This window comes from Bartonella sp. CB10SXKL, from assembly GCF_042195515.1.
Classification (GTDB): domain Bacteria; phylum Pseudomonadota; class Alphaproteobacteria; order Rhizobiales; family Rhizobiaceae; genus Bartonella.
Genome location: NZ_JBHION010000017.1, coordinates 1 through 24,185 on the forward strand (window position 1 = coordinate 1; position 24,185 = coordinate 24,185).

Annotated in this window: 15 protein-coding genes and 1 rRNA gene; 10 read left to right on the forward strand and 6 right to left on the reverse strand. The window is 36.9% G+C overall.

Annotated elements, in window-relative coordinates; translation table 11 throughout:
- Window positions 1–927 precede the first annotated feature (927 nt).
- The gene (locus ACFIK3_RS08165; RefSeq protein WP_375676527.1) at window positions 928–1,287 is read right to left on the reverse strand and encodes a helix-turn-helix domain-containing protein; all 360 of its coding nucleotides are present in this window, start codon (window positions 1,285–1,287) and stop codon (window positions 928–930) included.
- A 1,181-nt stretch (window positions 1,288–2,468) separates the two neighbouring features.
- On the opposite strand from ACFIK3_RS08165, the gene ACFIK3_RS08170 reads away from it, so the two are divergent.
- From ACFIK3_RS08170 to ACFIK3_RS08180, 3 genes are all read left to right on the forward strand, one after another.
- Window positions 2,469–3,314, forward strand: a complete 846-nt coding sequence (locus ACFIK3_RS08170; RefSeq protein ID WP_273790965.1) for a TIGR01459 family HAD-type hydrolase — start codon at window positions 2,469–2,471, stop codon at window positions 3,312–3,314.
- Window positions 3,314–4,315 (forward strand): bifunctional riboflavin kinase/FAD synthetase, encoded by a 1,002-nt coding sequence (locus tag ACFIK3_RS08175; protein ID WP_273790966.1) that lies wholly within the window; start codon window positions 3,314–3,316, stop codon window positions 4,313–4,315. Before ACFIK3_RS08170 ends, ACFIK3_RS08175 begins: the two co-directional genes overlap by 1 nt.
- Before the next feature lie 1,318 nt (window positions 4,316–5,633).
- Entirely contained in the window at window positions 5,634–5,774 is a 141-nt protein-coding gene (locus ACFIK3_RS08180) for a hypothetical protein (protein WP_375637739.1), read from the forward strand.
- Window positions 5,775–6,429: 655 nt separating this feature from the next.
- Here the strand turns inward: ACFIK3_RS08180 and ACFIK3_RS08185 are convergent.
- Window positions 6,430–6,759 carry a TIGR01244 family sulfur transferase gene (locus ACFIK3_RS08185; RefSeq protein ID WP_273790967.1) on the reverse strand — a complete coding sequence of 110 codons (330 nt, stop codon included), beginning with the start codon at window positions 6,757–6,759 and terminating at the stop codon, window positions 6,430–6,432.
- Window positions 6,760–7,752: 993 nt separating this feature from the next.
- Here ACFIK3_RS08185 and parA point away from each other — a divergent pair.
- From parA to ACFIK3_RS08215, 6 genes are all read left to right on the forward strand, one after another.
- A complete protein-coding gene (gene parA / locus ACFIK3_RS08190) occupies window positions 7,753–8,382 on the forward strand; it encodes a ParA family partition ATPase (protein ID WP_273790968.1) in 630 nt (209 codons plus the stop codon).
- The gene (locus tag ACFIK3_RS08195; RefSeq protein ID WP_273790969.1) at window positions 8,379–8,609 is read left to right on the forward strand and encodes a plasmid partition protein ParG; all 231 of its coding nucleotides are present in this window, start codon (window positions 8,379–8,381) and stop codon (window positions 8,607–8,609) included. The genes parA and ACFIK3_RS08195 overlap by 4 nt, the downstream gene beginning before the upstream one ends.
- Before the next feature lie 1,091 nt (window positions 8,610–9,700).
- On the forward strand, window positions 9,701–9,970 hold the full coding sequence (locus ACFIK3_RS08200) for an EexN family lipoprotein (RefSeq protein WP_375676528.1): 270 nt from the start codon (window positions 9,701–9,703) through the stop codon (window positions 9,968–9,970).
- Window positions 9,971–9,973: 3 nt separating this feature from the next.
- On the forward strand, window positions 9,974–10,192 hold the full coding sequence (locus tag ACFIK3_RS08205; RefSeq protein ID WP_375676529.1) for an EexN family lipoprotein: 219 nt from the start codon (window positions 9,974–9,976) through the stop codon (window positions 10,190–10,192).
- 881 nt (window positions 10,193–11,073) lie between these two features.
- Complete coding sequence (locus ACFIK3_RS08210; RefSeq protein WP_375676530.1) at window positions 11,074–11,220, forward strand: hypothetical protein; 147 nt, start codon at window positions 11,074–11,076, stop codon at window positions 11,218–11,220.
- Between the two features lie 2,837 nt (window positions 11,221–14,057).
- Window positions 14,058–14,462 (forward strand): flagellar protein FlgN, encoded by a 405-nt coding sequence (locus ACFIK3_RS08215; protein WP_273790974.1) that lies wholly within the window; start codon window positions 14,058–14,060, stop codon window positions 14,460–14,462.
- Between the two features lie 406 nt (window positions 14,463–14,868).
- On the opposite strand, the gene rrf is transcribed toward ACFIK3_RS08215, so the two are convergent.
- Window positions 14,869–14,983 (reverse strand): 5S ribosomal RNA (gene rrf, locus ACFIK3_RS08220).
- A 1,326-nt stretch (window positions 14,984–16,309) separates the two neighbouring features.
- Window positions 16,310–18,454: an autotransporter outer membrane beta-barrel domain-containing protein gene (locus ACFIK3_RS08225; protein ID WP_375676531.1), complete on the reverse strand. Its 2,145-nt coding sequence runs from the start codon at window positions 18,452–18,454 to the stop codon at window positions 16,310–16,312.
- Between the two features lie 73 nt (window positions 18,455–18,527).
- Between ACFIK3_RS08225 and ACFIK3_RS08230 the strand changes: the two genes are divergently transcribed.
- Complete coding sequence (locus ACFIK3_RS08230; RefSeq protein ID WP_375676532.1) at window positions 18,528–19,136, forward strand: hypothetical protein; 609 nt, start codon at window positions 18,528–18,530, stop codon at window positions 19,134–19,136.
- Between the two features lie 291 nt (window positions 19,137–19,427).
- Here ACFIK3_RS08230 and ACFIK3_RS08235 read toward each other — a convergent pair whose 3' ends face one another.
- Window positions 19,428–21,419, reverse strand: coding sequence for an autotransporter outer membrane beta-barrel domain-containing protein (locus tag ACFIK3_RS08235; RefSeq protein ID WP_375676533.1), 1,992 nt, complete (start codon window positions 21,417–21,419; stop codon window positions 19,428–19,430).
- 148 nt (window positions 21,420–21,567) lie between these two features.
- Window positions 21,568–23,979 carry an autotransporter outer membrane beta-barrel domain-containing protein gene (locus tag ACFIK3_RS08240; protein ID WP_375676534.1) on the reverse strand — a complete coding sequence of 804 codons (2,412 nt, stop codon included), beginning with the start codon at window positions 23,977–23,979 and terminating at the stop codon, window positions 21,568–21,570.
- Between the last annotated feature and the right edge of the window lie 206 nt (window positions 23,980–24,185).

A 24,185-nucleotide genomic window follows, 5' to 3' on the forward strand; every position in this document is an offset into this window, starting at 1 on the left:
TTATTAGAGATGATTAGCGAAGCGCAAAGAAAAGAAAATGCTACTGTTGTAGAGAAATGTTAGAAAATCCTATTCCCCAACTTTTATTTACGCGTCCCTCACAGTAAAAAAGCTGTATAAATACAGCAAGTTATTTTTACATAAAACTTACATGTTATCCGTAAAGGGTATAACGGTAAAGCCATTGAGCCCCCCATCTTTACGCTTCATAACGGAGTAAGCCTTGCACCATCACATAGTTTGCCAGCTCGTGGGTGTCGCTTACAGCTCTTGGTACTTGAGACGGTTCATTAGAGGCATTTTTAATTCTTACTTAATAGTTTTTATCCATACGCCTCTTCCCACTTGTAACCTGCAAGAGATATAGTTTTGGTTGATTCAACATGGAACAGATTTGAAATGAAAGAATCTTACGATATTCTGGATTCTCATTTAACATGTACAATAATGAATACTCATTATAAATCAACATGTTGCCTTATGATAGATTTGCTGTAGCATTGAGATTTTAGAGGAAAAATATGCCTTTAAAACTTTATAACAGATACTAAGTCTTTATAGCAGGTATATTAAATGCACATCATCTAAAATAAAGAGAGCGTCCATAGCGAAAAGGTAGCTCCTTTAAATACGGATAAATGCTTATTCTGTTGTGCTGTAAAACGCTATCGTTTGCGGGTGTGGTGATATAAGACATAAGACTTTATACATGGGGTGTTTTGATGAGAGAGTGTGATGAATATTCAAGGGAGGGCTTGCTTGTATAATTTTGTGAAAGGAACCATATGAAATGGGAATCTGAGAAGGAGCTATTTTTGAGAAGGCGGATTATTCATCAACCGGTTTAAGGAGGGGGGCATCTTGGCGTGTGGGGAGAAAGCCAAGAATAGGGCGTGTAGTACCCTATAGCTATGCTTTTAAAGCGTTTTAATTTTGATCACAAATTAAGTTTAAAATCGCTTTCTGTTTGATAGATGTGAGGATTCTAAAACTTTTTAAAAGTAAATATTCCTCTTTGCTCGAGGCGATTTCATCATAATGGTACGGGGTGTTGTCTTTTTTGATGATATCAGTGTAAAAAAAGGCAAGTGGAACATTCAAAATATCGGAAATTTCCTTTAAACGTCCTGCGCTCACGCGATTTAAGCCTTTTTCATATTTCTGGATTTGTTGGAAAGTGACACCTAAATAATGCCCTAATGTTTTTTGAGACATTTTTAGCATTTTTCGCCTAAAGCGAATCTTTTTGCCTACAAAAAGATCAATATTAAGATTTGGAGCTTGCATTTTTCCCCCACCGGTTGCGAGCGCCCTCGCATGAGTATTCCGGGAGTTAAAAGTACTGAACTCAAATCAGCATTTTGCTTTTAGTGCTGAGAAGAACTTGGACATAGCAAAATCTCCCGGAATTCCGGGATACCCGCAAAGCGGGGTCAATTCATGTTTGAGTTTTCAGGCTTTTAATCCCTATTGGTCGTTGCGTATGCGACCAAGACACTTTCTGACTCATAAAGTAATTTTAGGAGATTGGCAATAAAAATAGTTTTTCTTGAGACGGACAAGATTTTTCCAAATGAGAGGTTGTTTGCCTTTCAAACTTTTAAGGTTTGCTTACTAAACGCATGACATCAGATATGCATTTTACGAAGGTAAACCTTGGTTTTTAAGCTCAAGGCACCGCTTACGGTGTTGCTCTTAACCAATACCAAAATGGCTTGTTTTGATGCGTCTGAGATATCATGATGATAGGGGAAAGCTTTTATGAGTAAAGAGCCCTCATGCAAAATAAACTCAAAACATTATAGATCTGATTGTTGTATATTCACACATTTTTTTAAGAAGATATTTCTCAATGTTAGCGCCTATTTTACAATGGTGCTTCGTAAAGTGTGTAGTGTAAAAGCCTCTATGAATGGGATAAAAGCTATATTGAAAAAAAGATGCTCGGACGGCATATACTCTCGGCCAGTTCAAAATATTACGACAGTTTTTGCCTTTGAAAGGGAGCATAAGAGCTATTTTTTCTTTCTTCACGTGTTTTTATCTGTACGCTCTCCGTTTATAATGTGTAAGTCAATAGTTTTGATTGATTCAATATAAACGGATTTGAAATGAGAAAATATATTGGGCTTTCTCATGATGCATGTTTTTAAGAGGGGGATACGTTTATTTTCTCAGTGAAGAATTTGAGTATTTTAGATAAAAAACTCTACCAACGTCGTTGTTGTTAGAATTAAAATTTTTATGAGAAAAATGAGCATTGGGGAATGATAAGCTTTTGCTATCAAGCATTTTAGAATTTTGCACAACTTAATAATAACTTAGTTATTTTATCATTTCTTATGATCTCTATAGACGATAAAAAGTTGGGATATGGTTTGAGAAAGCAGATGACACAAGTATTATCTTTCGGTAAGTAATTTTGAAGTAAAAGACAGCTTTAAATGACAAATAGAGATAGGTGCACCATGAATGAAGTTACCCATATTGAGACTATTATAGCGCATTATGATGCTGTTTTTTGTGATGTGTGGGGTGTTGTGCATAACGGTGTACATGCATTTGAACCAGCGTTGAAGGCGTTGTATAAAATCCGACAAATGGGAAAAACTGTCATTTTATTGACCAATTCTCCTCGGCTACGGGAAGATGTTGCTGCTCAATTACAAAGTATGAATGTTCATAGCGACTATTATGATGCCATTATCACTTCAGGGGATGTAACGCGCGATCTTATTCTGACTGCTCCGCGTAAAGTTTTTTTCATTGGTCCACAGCATGATTTGGTGCTGTTTGAAGGGTTAGAGTGTGAATTTGTTGAAGAATGGGAGGCTTCTGTTGTCGTCTGTAGCGGTTTTCTTGAAGATTTTGACGAAGAACCCTCTGCTTATGAGGAGATGTTTCGTCGCATGCGGTCGCGGAATTTACCTTTTATTTGTGCGAACCCAGATGTGATTGTCCATTATGGAAATAAAGAATTTTGGTGCGCTGGTGCATTGGCTCGTCTTTATCAACAATTAGGGGGGGAGGTGCGCATTGCTGGAAAACCTCACGCGCCTATTTATGAATGTGCCTTTGAAAAACTTCAAAAAGTACGGGGAACAGTAGAAAAAAGTCAAGTTTTAGCTATTGGTGATGGTCTTTTAACGGATATTAAGGGGGCGGCTCATTTTGGTCTTGATGCCCTTTATATTATGGGGGGGATTCATCATTATGATTATACGCAAAATGGTGTGGTTGATAAGCAAGCTTTGCATTCTTTTCTTGAACGTCATGGTTATAAACCACAAGCAATCATGTGGGCACTTCAGTAATGACTAATTTTTTGCGTCTTCAGGGAATTCATATGTTTCCCTCGGCTTGGCGGGGAGCAGTGTTGGCACTTGGAAATTTTGATGGTGTTCATTGCGGACATCAGGTGGTGTTGCAAAAAGCGCTTGATTTCGCCCGTATAAAAAAGAAACCAGCAGTTGTTTTAACCTTTGAACCCCATCCAAGAAGTTTTTTTCAACATTCAGCTCCTGTCTATCGTTTGACAGAGGCAGCTGAAAAAGCTGAAATTTTTAAAACCCTTGGCTTTGACTGCGTGATTGAACAGCCGTTTGATGCACAGTTTGCCGCTCTTTCAGCGGACGAATTTATCAAGTCGTTTTTAAAGGAAGTTTTTGATGTTTCAGTTGTGGTGACAGGCGAAAATTTTCAATTTGGTCATCAGAAAAGCGGAAATGTACATCTTCTTTGCCAAAGGGGAGAGAAATATGGATTTGAGGTTGTGCAAGTTTCTTGCGTTTCTCGTTCTCAAGATTCACAACCTTTGATCATTTCTTCTAGTTTTATTCGGCAACTTCTCTCACAAGGGGAAGTGGACAAAGCAGCCCATTTGTTAGGGTATCACTATCGGATACGCTCCAATATTATTCAAGGTGAAAAACTTGGACGTCTTTTGGGATTTCCTACCGCTAATCAAATGTTGCCTCCCCAAGTTCGTTTGGCTCATGGTGTTTATGCGGTACGTTTGCGTCGTGCGAACGGTGTTTTGTATGATGGTGTTGCAAGCTTTGGTTGTCGTCCAACGGTTGTTAAAGATGGTGCGCCCCTTTTGGAAACCTATTTGTTTGACTTTAACGACGACCTTTATGGGGAAAGCTGTACCGTTTCTTTTTTCCAGTTTTTGCGAGGACAAGAAAAATTTGATGGGCTTGAACCTTTGATTGCGCAAATGCATCGTGATGAAAAAAAAGCAAAAGAAATTTTAAAGACAGTACAACCATTATCAACGTTGGATAGGCTGCTTACTTTTAAAAATATGTCCTAAACTGATCTGAAAAAGAGAGAAGAGCTGTAAAAATAGCACTTAAAGTGATTATAATCACAAACATATATTCCAAAACATCGTGGAATATATGTTTTTTCCGTTGTTGAGAGGGAGAATCGAATATCTGAAGATCTGATTTTGGCATCATTTTTTTCAAAGTTAACTTTATGGTTTTTGTTGTCATTCAAAACTTTACTGCTTGTTTCTTTTTGATACGTTAAAACTCGTCATAAAAGATGCAGTAAAGAATAAGCAACCAGCCTATTTAGCAATAATAGACGTGAAGAAGGAGAAAGGCTGTTTTTAAAATTTCTTGCGATTTTAAGCTTATAGTTTGATAAAATTTAATTGATGACTTTTTTTATTTTAAAAGTTTATTGTTTCTTTTTTCTAATTTGGCTTATTATGTCATTTATGCCGTATCATCGTTTATGGTGAGAGTTGGTTCGTGTAACCTTACGCATGTGATATTTTGTATTATGTAATGAATATTTTTACAAAAGTTTTGTTTGTCGAGTCTTGTGAAGGAGATTTAGTGCTCAGCAGCAGTTTTCGTGCTAACTAATCACGTAAACGAGAATGAAGCTGCTGGAAAATGCTTTAAGTTTCGTTTCTCTTGTATATTGTGATGGGGAATGCATATTAAGGAGACTGCGATTGATTGTAGATAAAAGAAATCATTGCGAGAAAGCAGGTGTATTTGTTTCAAAATTTCTAATGCTTTTGATGGATAAAGGCACAATTTTGTTGTCGTAACACGTCAATCCTTTAGATTCTCAAGTTAAAAACTATCCATATATTTCCTTTGTCTTTCACAAATGTAACGCCTATAATGAAAAGGAAAGACAGTCTTGTAAGGATATGAAAACACAAAGCCAATAATGTTTTGTTGTTTTTTGATAGAAATATTGGATAAAAGTTAGAACATCTTTCCAATCTATGTTCGGTCTATTCATGACTTTATGGTGTTGTTTTTCTTATAAAACTTTTTCTTTAGTGTTCCTCAACGCGAGCAGTATGTTTGAGACAAAGATTAAAGCGCTTTAGTGCTCTCCCTGCTGTTACAGCTTTTGTATGCTAGATGAGGATAGCCCTATTGCATTATCCATTTGCGTAATCTCTGAAACCGGTTTACAGCCTTATTGGGAAAAAATATGAAGTTATAAAGGGGAAAATCAGTCCAGATGACAGTCTTTTTTAAATTCGGCTTTGCTACTTTCAAAAGGGTCCAGAGCAATATCTCTTAAATCATGAAAATAACAGCTTCAGGCTTTTGTTGTTCTTTGAATAGGATATCACGCCCCACAGGTAAAATAAAATGCTGGAATATCCTTGTTTTGCTAATTTATGCGCTTCTTTTGAAGAAATATCTCTCAACGCTTCCCATATTCATTTTCATGATGGCTCTCATGAATGGTATCGTGCAAGCTTCGTTGAGCGCTATCATCTTTATGCCTAATAAAAGAGCAATCCGACACCATCCGTTATATTGACAAGCCTTCAGTTTTGTACAGTCTTGGCTATTTGAGAGCGTTTATGAGAGTTTGTTCTTAACTCGTTTTATTTCACACGAATACTTCCTGCTTGTGACATGCAAGAAACACGCTTTTGATTGCTTCACTATAAATAGGTTTGAGAGAATCTTACGGTATTAGGATTTATCATTCAACGTGCAAAATAATTAATTGTTATAAATCAATATGTTGTAGTTAATCATAGATTATGGCTTACGGCTTTTTTTATAAAATACTCTGCACGCCTTTTATTCGGAATATGGGGTTTTCTTAGTGGTTTTACTGTCGTTTTAGGTGTCTGTGGCGTACGAATGAGCTCCTATTGGTAAAGGAAGAGAAAAAGAAGGTGGAGCAGTGATAAAAAGTGAGGTGAAAATAATTTTCTTTGATCATCATATGAATTTTCACGCATTTTTATGGCGTCGGGTGTGCATGCTTGTTGTATATTGAGGAGCAAAGCTTGCTTGTAGAGTTTTATGAAGTGGCAAGCCAAGGGAAAGGCGCAAGACAAAGATTATTGACAGATTGTTTTTTACAAATCGATGTGTATTTAAGAATTTTCGTCTTTTAAGGCGAGGAGGAAGTGTGCGAGCCCTCTGTTTAAAGACGCGCTAAACGATAAAGATGCAGCGAGCGTGCTCCGTGATGGCAATAGGCAAGAAGAGGCAGAGAGGCTGTTTTTAAAATTGTTTGCATGGCTTCAACAGCTGACTTTTCTATAGTTGGAGGAGAAATGGGAATGTGATAGGCTTTTATGCCATATTCATTTGCGACCGTTTTAATGCTAGAAAAGTCAGGTTGATGGAGCTCTTCGTGATCGGGGCGGTTACAGATAATTGTTTTAAAACCAGCTTGTGCCAATGTTTTGATATTTTCTATGCTAAGTTGGGCGCTGATAAAAATATCAGGTTCAATTTGTTGTAAATTCATTTTTGTTTATTCCCAATTGCATGATCTTCACGATACCCTCTGGTCTGGTATATAGAAAGAACATAATGAAGGTAAGTTTTTCAGTGGCATCTTAACAAAAATATTCTTTTTGTCGAGAAAATCTATTTGGGAAAAATGAGCTATAAGATGCAAAATATCTCACTCCGCAACATGTTCGTTATGCGATTTATGAAAGACGGATGTTTGGTCTTTATGAATAATCTATAGTGTTTACTAAACATAGACATTTCATTGTGTTGCTTGTTTACGCGCTTGCTAGAGGCACCCTTATTTCTCTTAAGCCCATTTTACTCTGTCGAGCGTCAAAGAGTATAAAATTCATGGATCACCACCCTTTTTACGCTTATGAAGAAGGAAGTCGGCACCTATTATATTTGCCAGCCCCCAATATTGTAATAGTTCTTGGTACTGGAGATTCTGCATAAGAAGCATTTTAAATCCTTTTTTGTACAGTTCTTGCCCACACGCCAGCCCTGCTTGTACGTACAAGAGATATGATTTTGATTAATTTAATATAAGAGGCATGAAATGAGAGAATCTTCCTGATTTCGGCTCTCTCATTCAACGTGCAAAACAATGAATTCTCCTTATAGTTTGTTGTATATTCAGAGTGGAGCTTGTTTGTAGAGTTGCATTAAGTGGATAGCATGAAGGGAGAAGCCCAAAAGGCCGGCGCAAAATAAGAAGCTGGATCATTTACAGCGCATTGTTTACAGATCGACATGGATTTAAGAATCTTCGTTTTAGGGAGGGGGAAGAAGAGCATGCCTCTTTTAAATTTATTTTGTTCTTTTCAAGAATATCATCTTCATAATGTTTTTGCTCATGCTAAAAGAATATTATAAAAAATTGCGGGCTATTGTTATTTATCCTAAAAATAGGAGAAATGGTTATTTTGCACGTATTGGATGCTTGTTTCTTTTATTACTTTCTGTATAATCGTAAAAACGATAATGCTGAAAGGCGTAATAAATGATTATTGGACTTTTGAATCAAAAGGGAGGTGTCGGAAAAACGACGTTGAGTGTTAATCTTGCGGCCAGTTTTGCCCGTACCGGTGCACGGGTATTGCTTATTGATGTTGATCCACAGGGAAGCGCATTGGATTGGGCTGCTGCGCGTGAAGATGCACCTTTGTTTTCGGTTATTGGTTTACCGCGTGCAACGGTTCACAAAGAGATTACACAGATTGGTCATGGTTATGATCATATTATTATCGATGGTCCTCCGCGTGTAACTGATCTTGCTCGTAGTGCTCTTATGGCTTCGGATTTGGTGCTTATACCTGTTTTGCCTAGTCCCTATGATATTTGGGCAGCGGATGGAATTGTAAAGCTGATTGACGAAGCACGTGTTTATAAAGAAAATCTCAAATCTGCTTTTGTTATTAATCGTAAAATAGTCAATACAGCGATAGGGCGTGATGTGAACGAAGCTCTTGGCATATACCCTGTGCATGTTCTTTCTTCTAGCGTTGCGCAGCGCGTGATTTTTGCAGAAGCAGCAGCACAGGGGAAGGCGGTTTATGAAGTTGATAAGCAAGGACCAGCAGCAGCAGAGATTGAAGCGGTTGCAGCCGAAATCAAGGAGTTAGCGCGATGAATAAAAAAATTAAAATTGGCACAAAACCAACGAATAAATCAATTCCTTTAACAGCGGATGCATGGGTAGGAAGCCACAAAGGGAGCATGAGTGGAGGTATGAAGCGCCTCACGATTGATATACCAGAAAGTTTGCATCGGTTGATTAAGGTCAGTTGTGCAAGTCGTGGAACTAAAATAGCTGATGAGGTCCGCGAATTGCTTTCACAAAAATACGGAAAAGTGTAAAAAATGATACGATAATTTCGTTGGTTTGAGTGCTTTTTCTAGAGATGATATCGATTGTTTTTATACGAAGTTAATAATAAAAGTGCTCTTCCTTTTTCACGATGGTTGCTTCATTCAAGTTGTTTTTCATAAGGTTCTGTATCATCGCATGAAAGAGCTATGAGTTTGCGAAAAATTCTCCGTTTCAAACTTTTCCCTATAAATGTGATAATCATCATACTACTTGTGATCTTATCCGCTAGATGAGTAGATAAGTTTATTCTTCCATAAAAATTATCTTGATAATGCTTTTAAACATCAGGTTATTTTTTTGTTTATTGTACTTAATACATGCGTAAATAATGTAATTAAGAGTAGCGTTGATTATTTTTTTCTGTTATGCAGCAATCCGTTTTATTAAATTATATTCATGTTTATAAGGGGGGGGATAAAAATAAGTAAAATTTACTGATATTGACGCGCTATAAGTTTTCCTAATAAACAAAAGAAGTCATTGAGCATATTATAGACAATATTTCTTACATTTATATGATTTTATAGTCTTAAATAGTTAATGCCAGTTGTAATGATACGCAAGGCAATAGGCTTTTTTCTTCAATTGGAATGTATAAGATCGCTTTTTTAGCATTTCTATTGGCTTTTAAAAAGTACAGGGGGGACTTAAAGCTTTCTTTCTTTTCCGGTGGTTTAGAAATGATAAGAGCGCAATCTGTTGATTAAAAGGTGTATTTTTTCGTTTGCAGGGAATTTGCAATGGATATAGGCATGACGAATTTTGGGTAAGATATCGTGCTGCTTCTCGTTACCAAGAGGTTCTTGAAGGAAAAGAAATGATTAAAAAGCTTTTTGAGAATGTCAAGATATCAGAATTTTTGCTGAAGTTTTAACACTTCAAATACAAAGAGCTGCCGTGCAGATAATGTTACAAATACAAGTCTGATAAATGAAAGGCAGTTTTCATGATTTAACATGTTTGCGTTGGAAGTGTACGTATTTGCAAAGGAAAATTAGACGCAAGGTCACAATATAGGAGGGGATGTGAACCCAAAGATATTGTTAATAAAATATAAAACAAAGAGAGGGGTTAAATCATGAACAAGATCATTATAACAGCGCTACTGCTTTGCGTGGGACTTGTCGTTTCTGGTTGTGAAAAAACTTATAGCGTAGCAGAGTTTAAGAAAGATCCAAAATTACTCGAGCAATGGGCAATGAAATGCATGATATCAGGGGATTTAGATTCTCAAAATTGTAAAAACGCAGATAAAGCGTATCGTGAAGTTCATGCCCGAGATTGGCCTGGTTCGAGCTTTGTACATGATGACGAGAAAAAAACTGAAGAGAAAAAGGAAGGGAATTAAATCATGAATAAAGCCATTATTACAGCATTGCTGGTTTGTACTGGACTTGTCGTTGCTGGTTGCGAAAAAACTTACAGCGTAGCGGAATTTAAGAAAGATAAAACATTACTCGAAGAGTGGGCAAAAAAATGTGAAAAGCTGGATCAATCTTCTATGGAGAAATCTAAAAATTGCCAACATGCCAGACAAGCATATATGGAACTTATGTTTGGCATTAATTAAAAACACACAGCTCAATAAATAAGGAATTGTTTAGTTATTGATTCTATTACGTTTTTTAGGCTCTCTCTAACTTTTAGAGAGTCTTTTTATGGCTTCAAGAATTAGTCGTTTACGATCTGTACTCTTTGTGTAAACGGATGTTATACTGTCATTTGTTCAGCCCAAAAGTGCTTTCAATTGTAGATAGTATTTCCTCCCAATGAGTTGCTACGTGTTACTGCTAATTTTTTAATGTTTTGGTTACATGTATTTAAAATATGAGATTAAATCTATCTTTGGGGTGTTTTTTTGCCTTTATCACAAATAAATGTTTCATCACACTAAGATCGTCTTTAAGCGTTGCGGCTAATTTCGGAAAAATTGGGAGGAAACATTTGTTTGGAAATTACTTTTCTCTGTTTTAATAAAGAGAAAAACATTCTGAATGTAATTATTATCGTTTCATACTCAAATGTTTTTCTCAAACTATTTTAAAAAATTGCTTTTGATTTGAGAATATTATAACATTAGTTAAGATGTGAGGCAGTTTTGCTAGGACGGTTTTGCCGGATTTGTGAGGAATTGAGCGCCTTCCACACCTTTTTATTTTTCCCCTCTCTTTTCTGAGTTTGCAAGGGTTTCCCTTGTTATTTTTTATCTTGATTGTGTCGTAATATTATCATGTTGAGCGGTGGAGCTCATATAAAACTTTACGTATGAGGTGTTTTTTGTTCTCGAGTGTGTGATGAATGTTTTTTGAATAACACTTTGATTTATAAAAATAATTTAATTATTTTATACTGAATAAAGATCTCGAATATAGTAAGATTCTCTTATTCCAAATCTGTTCTAGGTTGAATCAATTAAAACCATCTGCTTGCACGTTACAAGCATGGAGAGCCGTGTGGATAAAAACTGTTGAAGAAAGAAGTAAAAATGCCTCTTATGAACGATCTCAAGAGCTAAAGATTGTTGCAACATTTGGGGCTGGAAAAGTGTGTGATGCTGCTGGTTTATTTTCTCATAAGGGTAAAGATGGTTTTCAATAGATTTATTATAAGCTTCATGAAAATATTATCCTTTAGAATTGTGATATGCCCTGAAGGGGGGAAGAAAGAGGAACTTACTCAATAATGGAGACAAAGTATTTACAGATCGGATCTGGTAGAAAATTTCGTTTTTTAAGGTGAGAATGAAGTTGAGATTCAAGATAGCGTGAAAAGACGGACACTGATGGTTAAAAATGCATACAAAAAGCAGAGTTTACACTCAAATAGTTGCAAGTGATGTTTGAAATTGGGTGTGTGGTTTATCTGTAGAATTAAAATTTTTCTTTGATCTTATGTGAAATTAAGATGCTTATTTGCGCAAATTACAATAAGCCAAGAGAGTATGCTTAGTATATTTCTATTACGAGAACTAAAATAACAACAAAAGCATTGATGGTGATAATCAAGGTTGAGTAAAGCATAGCGGCTTTTACGAGATCAGCCATAAAAACCTCTTTCTGTTCTTTTTGAGGTGATTTTATGAATAACAATATGTTACATATCTGTAATATATGCTGATACAACATATTCGGCAAGCTTATAAATCGTTCTTTTTTTATAAAAGCTTAAGGAGTTAGAGTATTGTGAATCCTAAAAAAGAAAGCTTTAAAAGGACTAGTGATTGATTTTGTAGGTTTTGTGTTGCTGAAAACTTTTTTTATCCTGTTATGCTATAAAGCACTATCATTTATAACGATAATATAAGGTATATAAGTTTTTTTGGAATGTTTAAGTATTTTTTAGTGTGCGATGAATATTCGTAGGTTTATTTGTTGAGCCTTTCGTTTAAGTGAATCACAAGAGTGGAAGTCAAGAGAAGATCGTTTGACAAAAATTCGGACTGCGTACAGAGCCGATTGAGTTAAGATCTTGGTCCTTTAAAGTGAGCGGAGGAAGACAAAAATGTTTTTTGATCGTTTATCTCATAGCAAGATTGGTTAATGCTGTTCTAATGGGGCATGTTTTACACAAAAGTAAAGAACGTTCCAAACGAAATATACTTATGTTGTATATTAGTATATTAGTATTGCATATTTATGTACTTGTTTTAAAGAAACATCTCTCAACGCACACGACAGACATTTTACGATGACACTCGTAAATGGTATAACGGTAAATGTGACTAGTATAACAGTAAAGCTCTCGTGAAATAATATAAACTTTGAATAATATAAAAATCTGTAGAATGCTATCATCTTTATACTTATGAAAGAGCAAGTCACAATCATCGTACGCTTGCTTCCAATATTTATTATAGTTCTTGGCATTTGCTAAGGTTCATAAGAGGCATTTTTCTTTCAGCGTATTTTATCAACACATCAGGGCGTTGTTTGTGATGTGCAAGCAAGTGATGTTAATTTATTCAACATGGAATAGATTTGAAATGTGATGATTATGAAAGAGAAGAGCCGCATTTAAAAGGTTAAAAACGAGAGAAAGTTCGTAACAAAAATTGTACCTTGATTATAAAATGATTGTTTCTCTGTTTTTATACTAGTAGCGCATGTAAAGTCGCGATATTAAGAGCAAACTGTTTTATGGAGCGAAATAATCTATAGGAAGATACTGTGGAAATTCTGAAAATATCAATGTGGGGGAGCATTAAGCATTATGCATTGGATAATATTTTGATTTATAATGATAATCTATCGTTATTCAACTTGAATTAGAGCCCTGAATACTGGAATTTTTTTCATTCCAAATTTGTTTCGTGGTGAATTAACCAAAACAATGTCTTTTGCAGTTACAAGCAGGGAGCTCCCATGCGCAGAGAAATTGTACAAGAAAGGCCACGCTTTTATGAACCATCTCAAGTGCCAAGGGTATCAGAACATAAGGGGTTAGAACAATATGTGATGGTGCTGGCTTGCTTCTTTTATTAAGCGTAAAGATGGAAAGTGCTCAATGGATTTTATACATGTCATGGAAGATTTATCATTATACCATTCATGGGCCGCGGCGCGAAATAGGCTTGGGTGCACTTAAGAGATGTTTCTTTAAAACAAGCGCGTGAATATGCGATTGAAGACGTATCAAACTGATTGGCTAAGAAACTCTTGAAAAGGTTCAAAAAATCTTATATAGTCGTTCATTGCAAAGAAAAGCGAATGATAACTTAAAAAAGGAAGATTGATGGCTGTTTAGCTATTTTAAGATGTCTTTTTTTATATTGCTGTATGGCTGATCTGTTCAAAAGAGCATTCTTTTTGTGTTTTATGCGAAATACTGCATGTGTGCGGAAAGAGCATGGGAGAGGGGGTGTCTTTTTGAATGGGTGCAAACTGATCTTGTAGGGTGCCATCTTATGGGACGCCAGAAGGTATACAGGTTTAGGTGCAGAGAGAGCCATACGGTTATGGAGGGTAAAATGCTGCTATCGGTAAAATGCTGAAATTTTTAATGGGCTTACGTTTTTATATGCTGCAAGATAGGCTGCGGGTTTTTGTCGGCAGATAGTTTTTGTGGCCGAAGTTTTCGTGAGAGCATTGTTGTTTTCTGTTGAAGACGTACTGGTGATAAAATAGGCAAAGATAAAATCGGTAAAGCGAAATAGACAGAACAAATATGGAAGTTTCGATATTATCGTAAGGTTTGAGTTTATAGCGTTTTGATGAATTAGTATAGCCGCAATGATGGTTTTGGAGCAAAGCAAGAAAAATATTTGAAGAGAATGCGTTGAAAGTTGAAGTGGTATACGCTTTGAAGGATTGTCGTGCTGTTGTTTGAGCAATGTTTGCACCACGAGCTTGGTTGAGTGTATCAGCATTGAAGAGAACCTGTTTAATCTCCCTCATTTGAAAGTAAGATTGAACAATAGTGTTGAAGGGGAAGTAAAAATGTCTGTAGTGCAATATGGTGATGATAGTTTTGCAGCAAAAGCAAAAGTTCTTGATAATAATCTTATTGATCGTGATTGGGCGATGACAAAATTTGTTGCTGCTGTTAAAGGATTAGCTCAAGTTGTTGATTATGAAAGCAATATGCTAGAGAGCAGTGGTGTTCCAGATTACGAAGAAATAAATTTGCGTAAAATACGTGGTTTGCGTGATCTTAATAAATCCATGAGTGATGTGAAGCGCTATATGAATCAAGATATTGAGCATGAGGTTGAAAGTTTGTTGTCTGATTTACAAGAAAAATTACAGCGTAATAGTGAATTACTTCAAACACATTTAAATGCAGTTAATGATCTTTCTAGAGCTATACAACTATCTGGACGTGCAAAAGAAATAGAGGAATGATCAAATCTGCTTAATACGGGCTGTTCTAAGTCATGACAATGATTAGGTAGGGCAGTTGATTTGGATAAATAGTGCGTTTAGTGAGTAGACTTGTTTTAAGTGCATTTGGGTATTTAAATTATTATCCTGTTGTACTGTAAAACGCTGTTCTTAAAACAGTGTCTTTTAAGGTGTAGTGATGTGAACCGCATGCTTTGGGAAACTGGCTGAAAGAGAACTCAGAGAAGGCGGATTATTTACAGAGAATTGTTTGCAGACTAAGTTAATAGGGGGCTTCATTTTTTAGTTTAGGGAGAGGCCGATCAAGAGGATATTTAGACCAGCCTGTGATGCCTTAAAAACAGCTTCCTTGGGGCTGTGGTAATGTAAGGTTCATACATTAGAGTCTTTTGCATGCATTTAGCAGATCTGGCAGCGACTTACTCTCCCGTGCCTTAAGGCAAAGTACCATCAGCGTTGGAGCGTTTCACGGCCGAGTTCGGGATGGGATCTGGTGCATTCACTCCGCCATAACCACCAAGTCAGCAAAAAGCATGAATGATGAAGAGTATGTGATGAGTATTGCCTATAAGCCTCATGGAGTATTGTCCTTTGAAGTGTGGTGATATGGAGCGGTTCGTTGTTTAAATCTATATGTTTGAGATAAAAATTAAAGCGGTTTAGTATTTTCTTTCTGCTGTTTTTAGTTTTTGTATGTCAGATTGGAGAGAGCATCCAGATTTGAGTGGATATATTGCGTATATCTTTGTTGGCGTAATATTTGAAATGGGGCGGCAATCTCATTGGGAAAGAATAAAGGGGGAGAAATCAGCTTCCCTCTGTTCCGCCGTTCTTTAATTTAGCTTTATGTCTTTCAAAAGTATCTAAAGCACTATCTGTTAAATAATGAAGATTCCGCATTGTTTCACGCTTTTTTTATTGTGTTTTTTACTGCGGGCATGTCCTTCATGCACGACAAAATGCTCAAAATAGAATGGATTTGTTATTCCTAATTCACGGCCTTGTTTTAAAGAGATATCTAAGCTCTCAAGTCTATTTCGTGATGGTGGTTGTGGGGCGCAACGACATCTTTGATGCAACGGCGCTTGTGAATGGTATAATAAAAAGTCCCCATGGAAATAATATAAAATCTATAGGGTACGACCATCTTTATGCTTAATAAAAGAGCAAGTTGATATTGTTATATTCTTTGCTTTCTTCCAATGTTGCTACAGCCCTTGGCACTTGAGATAGTTCATTAGAGGCATTTTTAATCCTTTCTTAATAGTTTTTTATCCCTATGGCTCTTCCCCCTTGTCACTTGCAAGAGATATGGTTTTTGTTGATTCAACATGGAACAGGTCTAAAATGAAAGAATCTTACGATATTCTGGATTCTCATTTAACATGCAAAACAATTAATTGTCTTTATAAATCAAATGCTTGTCTTATGATGGAGTTGCTGTAGCATTGAGATTTTAGAGGAAAAACATGCCTTTAAGAATTTATACCAGATACTAAGTCTTTATAGCAGGTATATTAAATGCACATCATCTAAAATAAATAGAGCGTCCACAGCGAAGAAGGGGCTGACTTTTTTTAAAAATATGCATGAATGCTTATTCTGTTGTGCTGTAAAAACATCATCGCTTGAGGTGTGGTGATATAAGACATAAAACTTTATGGGGTATTTTGATGAGAGAATGCTAAGATATTCAGTTTTTTATTCAATATGCAAAAGAAATATTATAAGTCAAAATCTTCTTTGATGTGATAATGATTTTTGAGAATTTAAAAATATATATAAATTTAAATAAAAAAGCAGCACTTTGTGCTGCTTTTTTATTTAAGTTAAAATTAACTTCTGCTTTAGAAACGATAACGTATTCCGCCAGACAAATTGGTGCCAGATACACCGGCTTTTTGCAGTTTTTGCCGATAGCTGATATCGGCGTTTAGTACGATATTTTGAGAAAGATATGCGTTCACCCCCATGCCTCCCTCAACTGAAGAGCCGGTAGGATCAACATGAAAGGTATCAGCAATTTTTATTGTTTTACCATCGCCAAAAGTTCTGATAACATTCATTTTACCATAGAAGGAAACAGCCTTGTTTTCCTCAACAGCCATTATCGTTTTTGTTAAACGTCCACCAAAACGGATCAACCATTGATGTGGATTGCCCATGTCTACTTTTAAGCCATTGGTATCTGAGAAAATATCAAACATGAGATTTTGATAAATGAATTGAGCTTGTGGTTCAAAGACCAGCCCTTTTGTATTGGTTGCTAATTTCTGACCAATGGTTGCAGATATATTAAGCATCTCGGTGCCATCCAATTTTGCGGCATTCCCAACAAGAGCCGTGGTAATATTTCCTTTTAAGGTTCCGTAAGAAAGAAGTGTGTTTAGATATATACCATTGCTATGTTGGATGCTGCTGTAAGCGGCAAGAGACCATTTATCAAGAGTTGTCTTTTCAGAATCTTGCATCTCTTTGGGCGTAAAGGCAAGTTTTCCGTATGTTCCTAAAAGACCAAAATGTGTGCTTATGTCTTTACCTTCCAAGGCGGCTAATATGACACCTATTTGTAAAGCAGTATAGTTTACATCAGCACCATAGCCATAATGTAATGGATCGCGGTTGGAAGATAAGGTGACTTTCTCGCCGTAGGAAGAGAAAAAGATACCATTTTTTTTATTGTCTTTTGCCCCAAATACTATTGTGCGCATATTATCTAACAACGCGTTTTGATTGTTTACATCAGTAAATCCAGCAGAAAACAAAGTATTAGATATGGTTAAATAGTTTGCTACCTGTGGTAAAAGGGCTCGAACCTTTTTATCCTTATCAATGTAGGCATTCTGTAAGCGAAAATCCCAGAAATTACTGTTTTTACCAAAAAGATTTTGGCTCTCATGAGATGTTCCAGGTTTATAGCCTGTAAGTACATACTTATAAGGTTGTTTCCCTATTGTCATATAGTTTCCTGCTAACGTGAAGGAATTTTCATTTGCTTGTCCGGAAACTTGAATGATTGAAATCCCATGTGTCCCTAAAGGAAGTGACGCCATGCGTTCTTCCCAAACAGCAGAGCTATCGGTTATTTTTTTATCTGTTTCTTGGAGATTGATGTGAACAACAGTACTCCCTGAGACATCACCATTAATCACAATGCGATCAGTCTGTTGCTCCGTGATAGGAGAATGTTTATTCCATTGAGTATTTACATAAATTTCTGCAACACCTGTTGCACTGTAAACCGCTGCTGTGTGGGTCGTTTCGTCTTCTTGCGAAAGATTAGGTCCTATAAACAGAGTTTGATAATGTCCCTCCACTGGCTTGTCAAACATAATGACACTGTCTGTAAGGTGCAATTCAGAAAGATTAGAGTATGATTTTTCATCAACATCAAACTGTCTATAGTCATTTAAAATATTATCATTATTTGTGGCATTTTTATTCGCCTTTAAAAGCCATTTCGTCCCCTCTTTTAGATCAAAAACTGTTCTATTATCTTTAGAAGTTCTTACCCGACCTTCTAAAGAAGAGTGGTCTGCAACTAATGTAATAGTGTTTGTGGAGGCACTTTCGTTCTTTATATTTTTTAATAAAATATCGGCATGGACTTCTGAATTTTTAAGGTTGACTTCTCCGTCTACGCCTGTTCCATAAAGGTTGATACCGCTACCATGTTCAACAAAAAGCTTTGTATTCTCTAGGGTTACTTTATCTTTATTAGGAATAGCTTGTTCTTGAACGGCGTTGGCATTTCTTTCAGCATTGCGTGTATATTGTTTTCTAGGGGTATAGTATTGATTATTGCGGAAAATAATACCGTCTGCTTCATGATTTCCCGTGACATGTACGCTTGAATCCTTAAGTTTGATTGTGCCCCTCATGTTTAGCAAACCAGCTGTTTCTGCTGTTGCAGTAATACCTGTAGCATCAATTTCTCCACCATCTGATACGCTTAGTGCAACAAAACGTGCATCAACTGTTCCCCCTATCATGTTGACTTTTGAATTATTTCCATCTGCATGTACAGCAAAACCATTGTCTTGAATTTTTTTGTTATGTAGCGTTATGGTCTTACCGTTTGTAGCCTCAACTCCAGAGCTTATATCCTCAGTTTGTGCAGGTTTTTCAGGTTGTTTTGTTGGCGATATTGGTTTTTCAAGCTCTGATTTTGCAGATACCTTTTGTGTTGAGGCAGATTGCACGGGCGCTGGTTTTATGAATTTTGGCGGTACCGGTAATGCTGATTGTCCAGTTTCTAGCCTTAAAGATATTGGCTGTGCGAGTTCTGGTTCTTTAGGCGTTGGCGATAGCTCTGTTGTTAGTCTTGTAGCTTCCGTGCTTGTAGGTTCTGACTGTGAGGATACAGCAGAATTTTCGGGCGTTTTTTTTCTGGAAGAGTTTGTAGAAGAGGATGGCGCCCCTGAACGTCTTCTAGATTTTGCTTCCATTCCTGTCGTTGAAGCTGTTCCTATCGCTGGAGATTGTGTAATAGTGTCTTGTGTGGCTGTAGGGGTAGATTGTACATCTTCTGTATTTCCTTCAAGTTGCGTTTTGGGAGGTAGAGTGCTCGTGGAAGTAGGCGTTGTAGATTCACTCCCTGTAGGAGAAGAGCTTCTGGTCGTTCTTGTAGACCTAGATGTTGAAGGTGGATACGAAGATGATGCATTTGAATAGGGATTAGAAGTTCTGGATGCACCTATTTGATGAGTGGGTTGCAGAGAAGAGAGAGCTATCGTAGGTTGTGTATTCGTATCATGAAGAGCATTAGACAAGCTGGTGGAAGAACAAAACAGAACTCCAGAAACTGTGTATAGTAAAAAACTTTTTTTCATATGGATGTATTCCTAAATGTTTCCCCTCTCTTAATAGAAGATAAAACCTTGGCCTCATTATGTTTATTTTGTAAGAGACAAAACGAAACATAATGAGAGCACGTTATATTTCAAGATAGGAATATAAGTATTTTTAAAAGTGATAGCGCATTCCAGCGGAAATATTTATTGCAGAGATGCCATCTTTTTTGAGTTTATGTTGATAGCTGAGATCACTATGAAGCTCGATATTTTGCGATAAGTGCGCCTGAATACCAAAACCACCTTCGATTAAAGATTCCATAGCAGCAAACGGAAAGTTTTCACTAAAAGTGTTGATCATGTTCAGTTTGCCGTAGAAGGAAAGGGCATGGCCTTTGTTTTGTGTCAAACGTCCACCAATACGGAGCAACCATTGATGAGGTTTGCTTATGTCTATTTTAGAGTTATCGCCATCTGATTTAGAGTTATCGTCATCTGAGAAAGAACTCCTATCTGATAAAGAACCAAGCATGAGACGTTGATACACAAGTTGTGCTTGCGGTTCTAGGATTACACCTTCCAAACTGGTTGACAGTTTTTGACCAATAGTTGCCGCGGCTCCTAATGTTTTACTATTCTTCACTTTTGAGGTATGTTTGATGAGAGCTGTGGCGTTATCTTCTTTGAAAATTCCATAAGAGAGAAATGCACTTGCATAGATGCCACTGTCATGCTGAATATTTCCATATGCGGTGAGTGACCATTTATCAAACATATTTTTTTGAAAGCTCTCCTTGTTTTTAGGAGTAAAAGATAATTTTCCGTATGTTCCGAAAAGGCCAAAGTTGCTGCTGATATTTTTATCTTTTAGCGCTATTAATGTTGCTCCTGCTTGCAATGCAGCATAGCGAATATCTGCTTGGACACCATCTTGTTCTGCTTGAACCTTGGAAGAAAACGTGCTCTTATTGCCATAAGAGGATAAGAAAACGCTTCTTTCTGGATGATCTTTGGGTTCAAACATTGTTATTTGCATATTGTCTAACAAGATATTTTGATTGTTGACATCACTAAACCCAACAGCAAACATCGCGATAGGCATGACTAAAGAGCTTTCTTCTTGTGGTGTAAGAATTGTTCTTTTTGCTGTCCCTTCAAGAGAAGTAGAAGCTGCGGTTGCTTTATCATCATCTGTAAGTTTAGAGGTGCTCTCTGTAGCCGCGGTAGCGGTATTTCCAACCTTTGGGAGCAAATTCATATGCGCTTTTTCGGATGTAAGAGTCGTTTTTGATTCCGAGGAAGTGGTGTTTGTTTGGGGATCAATATCAGATTGCGAATTTTCATTTATTTTAGGCTGTCTCATTCCATGATCTGTTCTTGTGAATGAAGTGTCCGTTGGAGGAGGGGATGTTTTTTCTTTTCTCTCCACGTTGGTTATTCCATCCGCGTTCAAAGTCTCTAATACTGCTTTGCGTAAAGCACCAGAAAGTTCTTTGTTTTGTCCTTGTAAGGCAGTATCCACTTGTGCCGCCTTATGTAATATTTCTGCTGTATTTTGCAGTTTGTGCCAATCACGATTGTCTTGGCTTACCCATTGTTGGTGTGCAGCATTAACACGCTGTTGGTTATCAGCTTCAAGGATTGCTGCCGCCTTTACGGCATCGGAAACTGCTTTGTCGTAGCCACGTAATAAATTTTCTCTTGTTTTTAATCGGTTCTGACGTAATTGTTCAAGGTATGCTCTGGCTTTCATCATATGTTGCATATCCAGATGATGTTTGTTTGCCATGGCTTGGGCGCGTATATTATCCATTTCGCGGTTCACCACGTTCATATGTGCACCAGAGTCATAACGACCTATACCTGTAAAATAACTATTAATTCTACTGTCTGTTTCATCGAATCCTTTTTGAAGTGCTTGGTTGAAGTGCGCATTATCTCTCATCATGGCGCCAGAGGCTATCTTCTCAAGATTTTTTTCTGCTTGTGTTGGTGTGTTTATTAAATCAATGGCATGGCGATATTGTTCAGGTAATTTCATGATCCCTTCAAGGGCATGGCGTTCCTGGGGGCTTAGACCAGAGGCGGTGCTGGTAGATGTGAAATTAAAAGAAGAAAAAAATAAAGCACAAGCGGCTGTACATAACAAAAGATTCTTATGCATAGAGATGTTCCTTAAGATATTTTCTTTGTTTTGCTTAAAAATGAACCACTTTTTGACACATTGCGTTTTTTTGTAATGTAGCAAAATATAAGCAGCACTGTTTTTCATCTCAGCGCTGCTTACGCGTCAAAATAGAGAGCTAAGATTTCTAAAAGCGATAACGCATTCCACCGGAAAAATTAATTCCAGAGAACCCAGCTTTTTGAAGTTTATGTTGGTAATTAACGTCAGCATGAAGTGCGATATTTTTAGAAAGCTGCGCGTTAATGCCAAGCCCACCTTCAAGGGACGAGCCCATAGAATCGAGATGGAAAGATTCCATAACATCGATAGTGCGCTTCTCACTAAAAGCTTTGATGACATTCAATTTACCATAAAAAGAAAGAACACGATCTTTTTCAATAGGAAGCATTGTTTTTGTTAAACGCCCTCCAATACGGACCAACCATTGATGAGGTGGCTTTATATTAACTTGGAAGCCATCAATATCTGAAAGAGTGCCAAAGGCAATATGTTGATAAATAAGTTGTGCTTGTGGTTCAAATGACACTCCTTCAACACCAGTTGCTAGTTTTTGTCCAACGGTAGCTGATGTATTTAATGTATCCGTATTGTTTAATTCTGTGGTGTTGCCGATAAGGGCTGTTGTAATATGTCCGTTTAAAATGCCGTAAGAGAAAAGTGCATTAACATAGAGACCACTGTCATGGTGGAGGTTCCCATAGGCCGTAAAGGACCATTTATCCAGTATGCTTTTGTCAGAACCTTCCATATCCTTTGGCGCAAAAGCGAGCTTTCCATATGTGCCTAAAAGACCAAGATTCGCGGTCATATTTTGATTTTCTAACGTTGCTAATGTCATGCCTGCTTGTATAGCAGCATAGTGAACATTAGCACCATAACCATATTCCAATGGACTACGGCTGGAAGATAACGTCATCTTGTTGCCATAAGTCGATAAAAATATCCCTTTCTGTTTATGACCTTCTAATCCGAAAACTGTTGAGTGCATATTATCTAACAGTGTATTTTGATTGTTTATATCAGCCAAGCCAGAGGAGAATATTGCATTATGCATAACTAAATAGCTTGCCATTTGAGGAACAAGAGCTTTGATCTTTCCTTCATCATCGAGAGTCGCACTTTGCAAGCGGAAATCCCAGAAATTCTCATTTTCTTCCAAGGGAGCTTGTCCGTTGTTTTCTTTTCCAAGAGATGATGCATTGGTATTTTGCGCAGCTTGCTTTTTTGATTCTTGTGGTATTGCGCTTAAATGACTTTGTGCCCTATCAGCTTTCCCACGGCTGGATGTTGGTCCATAGCCATTGAGTATGTATTTATAGGGTAATCCATCCATTGTGGTGTAGCCATTTGCCAGCGTGAAGGCGGTTTCTTCTGCTTTTCCAGACACTTGAACAAGTGAGAGACCACGCGCATTCAAAGGAATTGAATCTTCTTCATCATCGAATGGTTCTGCATGCTTTGAAAGATTATTGAAATAGATCGTTGTGGTGCCTGAGACATCACCATGAACAAGAACACGGTCAGTTTTTTGTTGTTCTTTTGTAAGACCATTACTCCATTCGGTATTAAAGTAAATCCTTGCGTTGCCCAATGCATTGTAAACCGTTGTTGCATCGGAGCTTCTGTTTTGCTCTGCTTTTTGTGGATGTCTTCCTACATGCAAGGTTTGATAATGATTGTCTGCTAGTTTATGCGGCGCATTAAATATGATAGAGCTATTATTAAGGTTTAGGACTGAAACGATTGATTGTGCTCGTTGCTTAAGATCAAGGAGCTTGTAATCAAATAGACTAAAACTATCTTCCAATTCAAATAGACTAATTTTTAAATGCCACTTGCTGTTATTGCTTAGGGTGAAAACCGTTGTATTTTGAGGAAGCGTTTTTGCTCTTCCTTCCATAATCGAATTATCAGCCTCTAATGTAAAAGTAGCAGGTTGAACCTCGAAGAAGGGTGAGACTTCATTTTTTAATAACATATCAGAACGAATTTCTGAGTTTTTAAGGTACACTACATTCGTTTTGGGATAATAAGGTCCGAAAATACCTACACCGTCGTTTACAAGAAGTTTTGTATTATTAAGGATTGCTTTGTTTACAACTTCTTCTCCTTCTTTTATTGTAGAACTTGAAATATAACCAAAATTGATACCATAGACTCTGCTATGGCCTATGACCTTTAATGTTGAATCTTCAATATGGATTGTGCCGTTTGTGAGTGACAAACCATGCCTTTTTGCATCTCCCACAATTCCTTTGGCATTAATTTGACCACCTGATGTTGCAGAAAGCAAAGTAAAGCCTGAGTGCATTACTGAGTTTGTAATGGCAATATGACCTTTCTTAGCAACCACGGCATCATACTTACCACGAACAAAAACATTATGAAGGCTCTTCTCTTCTCCATTAGCTACTTGGACCGTAGGAATTTCAAGAGGTTGTTTATTTGCATAAGTTGGAGCAAAATGAGAAAAAATGAAAGTTCCAGCAATTGTACATAACAAAAAATTTTTCTTATAAATATATTTCTTACACATAGATATGCCTTTAGTATTTGGTATGCTTTGATGCTTACTTCATTCCCCTGATGGCGCAAGTACCCGATCAGTTTTTATATCATTACGTTTTTATTGTAAATAACAAAACGAATTATATTTATACTGTTCTCTATGATTTAAAGTTTTTTAAAGAAAAGCGTTTTTCATGGTCATAAAAAGTTGGGAAAAATGGACTTCATAAAATC

Bases quoted from the DNA above. Each gene is read 5' to 3' on its own strand.
- ACFIK3_RS08185 (WP_273790967.1), bottom strand. From the start codon at position 6,759: ATGAATTTACAACAAATTGAACCTGATATTTTTATCAGCGCCCAACTT.
- ACFIK3_RS08170 (WP_273790965.1), top strand. From the start codon at position 2,469: ATGAATGAAGTTACCCATATTGAGACTATTATAGCGCATTATGATGCT.
- ACFIK3_RS08215 (WP_273790974.1), top strand. From the start codon at position 14,058: ATGTCTGTAGTGCAATATGGTGATGATAGTTTTGCAGCAAAAGCAAAA.
- ACFIK3_RS08240 (WP_375676534.1), bottom strand. From the start codon at position 23,979: ATGTGTAAGAAATATATTTATAAGAAAAATTTTTTGTTATGTACAATT.
- ACFIK3_RS08205 (WP_375676529.1), top strand. From the start codon at position 9,974: ATGAATAAAGCCATTATTACAGCATTGCTGGTTTGTACTGGACTTGTC.
- ACFIK3_RS08230 (WP_375676532.1), top strand. From the start codon at position 18,528: ATGGTCTTACCGTTTGTAGCCTCAACTCCAGAGCTTATATCCTCAGTT.
- ACFIK3_RS08175 (WP_273790966.1), top strand. From the start codon at position 3,314: ATGACTAATTTTTTGCGTCTTCAGGGAATTCATATGTTTCCCTCGGCT.
- ACFIK3_RS08165 (WP_375676527.1), bottom strand. From the start codon at position 1,287: ATGCAAGCTCCAAATCTTAATATTGATCTTTTTGTAGGCAAAAAGATT.
- ACFIK3_RS08200 (WP_375676528.1), top strand. From the start codon at position 9,701: ATGAACAAGATCATTATAACAGCGCTACTGCTTTGCGTGGGACTTGTC.
- ACFIK3_RS08225 (WP_375676531.1), bottom strand. From the start codon at position 18,454: ATGATAGGGGGAACAGTTGATGCACGTTTTGTTGCACTAAGCGTATCA.
- ACFIK3_RS08195 (WP_273790969.1), top strand. From the start codon at position 8,379: ATGAATAAAAAAATTAAAATTGGCACAAAACCAACGAATAAATCAATT.
- ACFIK3_RS08235 (WP_375676533.1), bottom strand. From the start codon at position 21,419: ATGCATAAGAATCTTTTGTTATGTACAGCCGCTTGTGCTTTATTTTTT.
- parA (WP_273790968.1), top strand. From the start codon at position 7,753: ATGATTATTGGACTTTTGAATCAAAAGGGAGGTGTCGGAAAAACGACG.
- ACFIK3_RS08180 (WP_375637739.1), top strand. From the start codon at position 5,634: ATGCTGGAATATCCTTGTTTTGCTAATTTATGCGCTTCTTTTGAAGAA.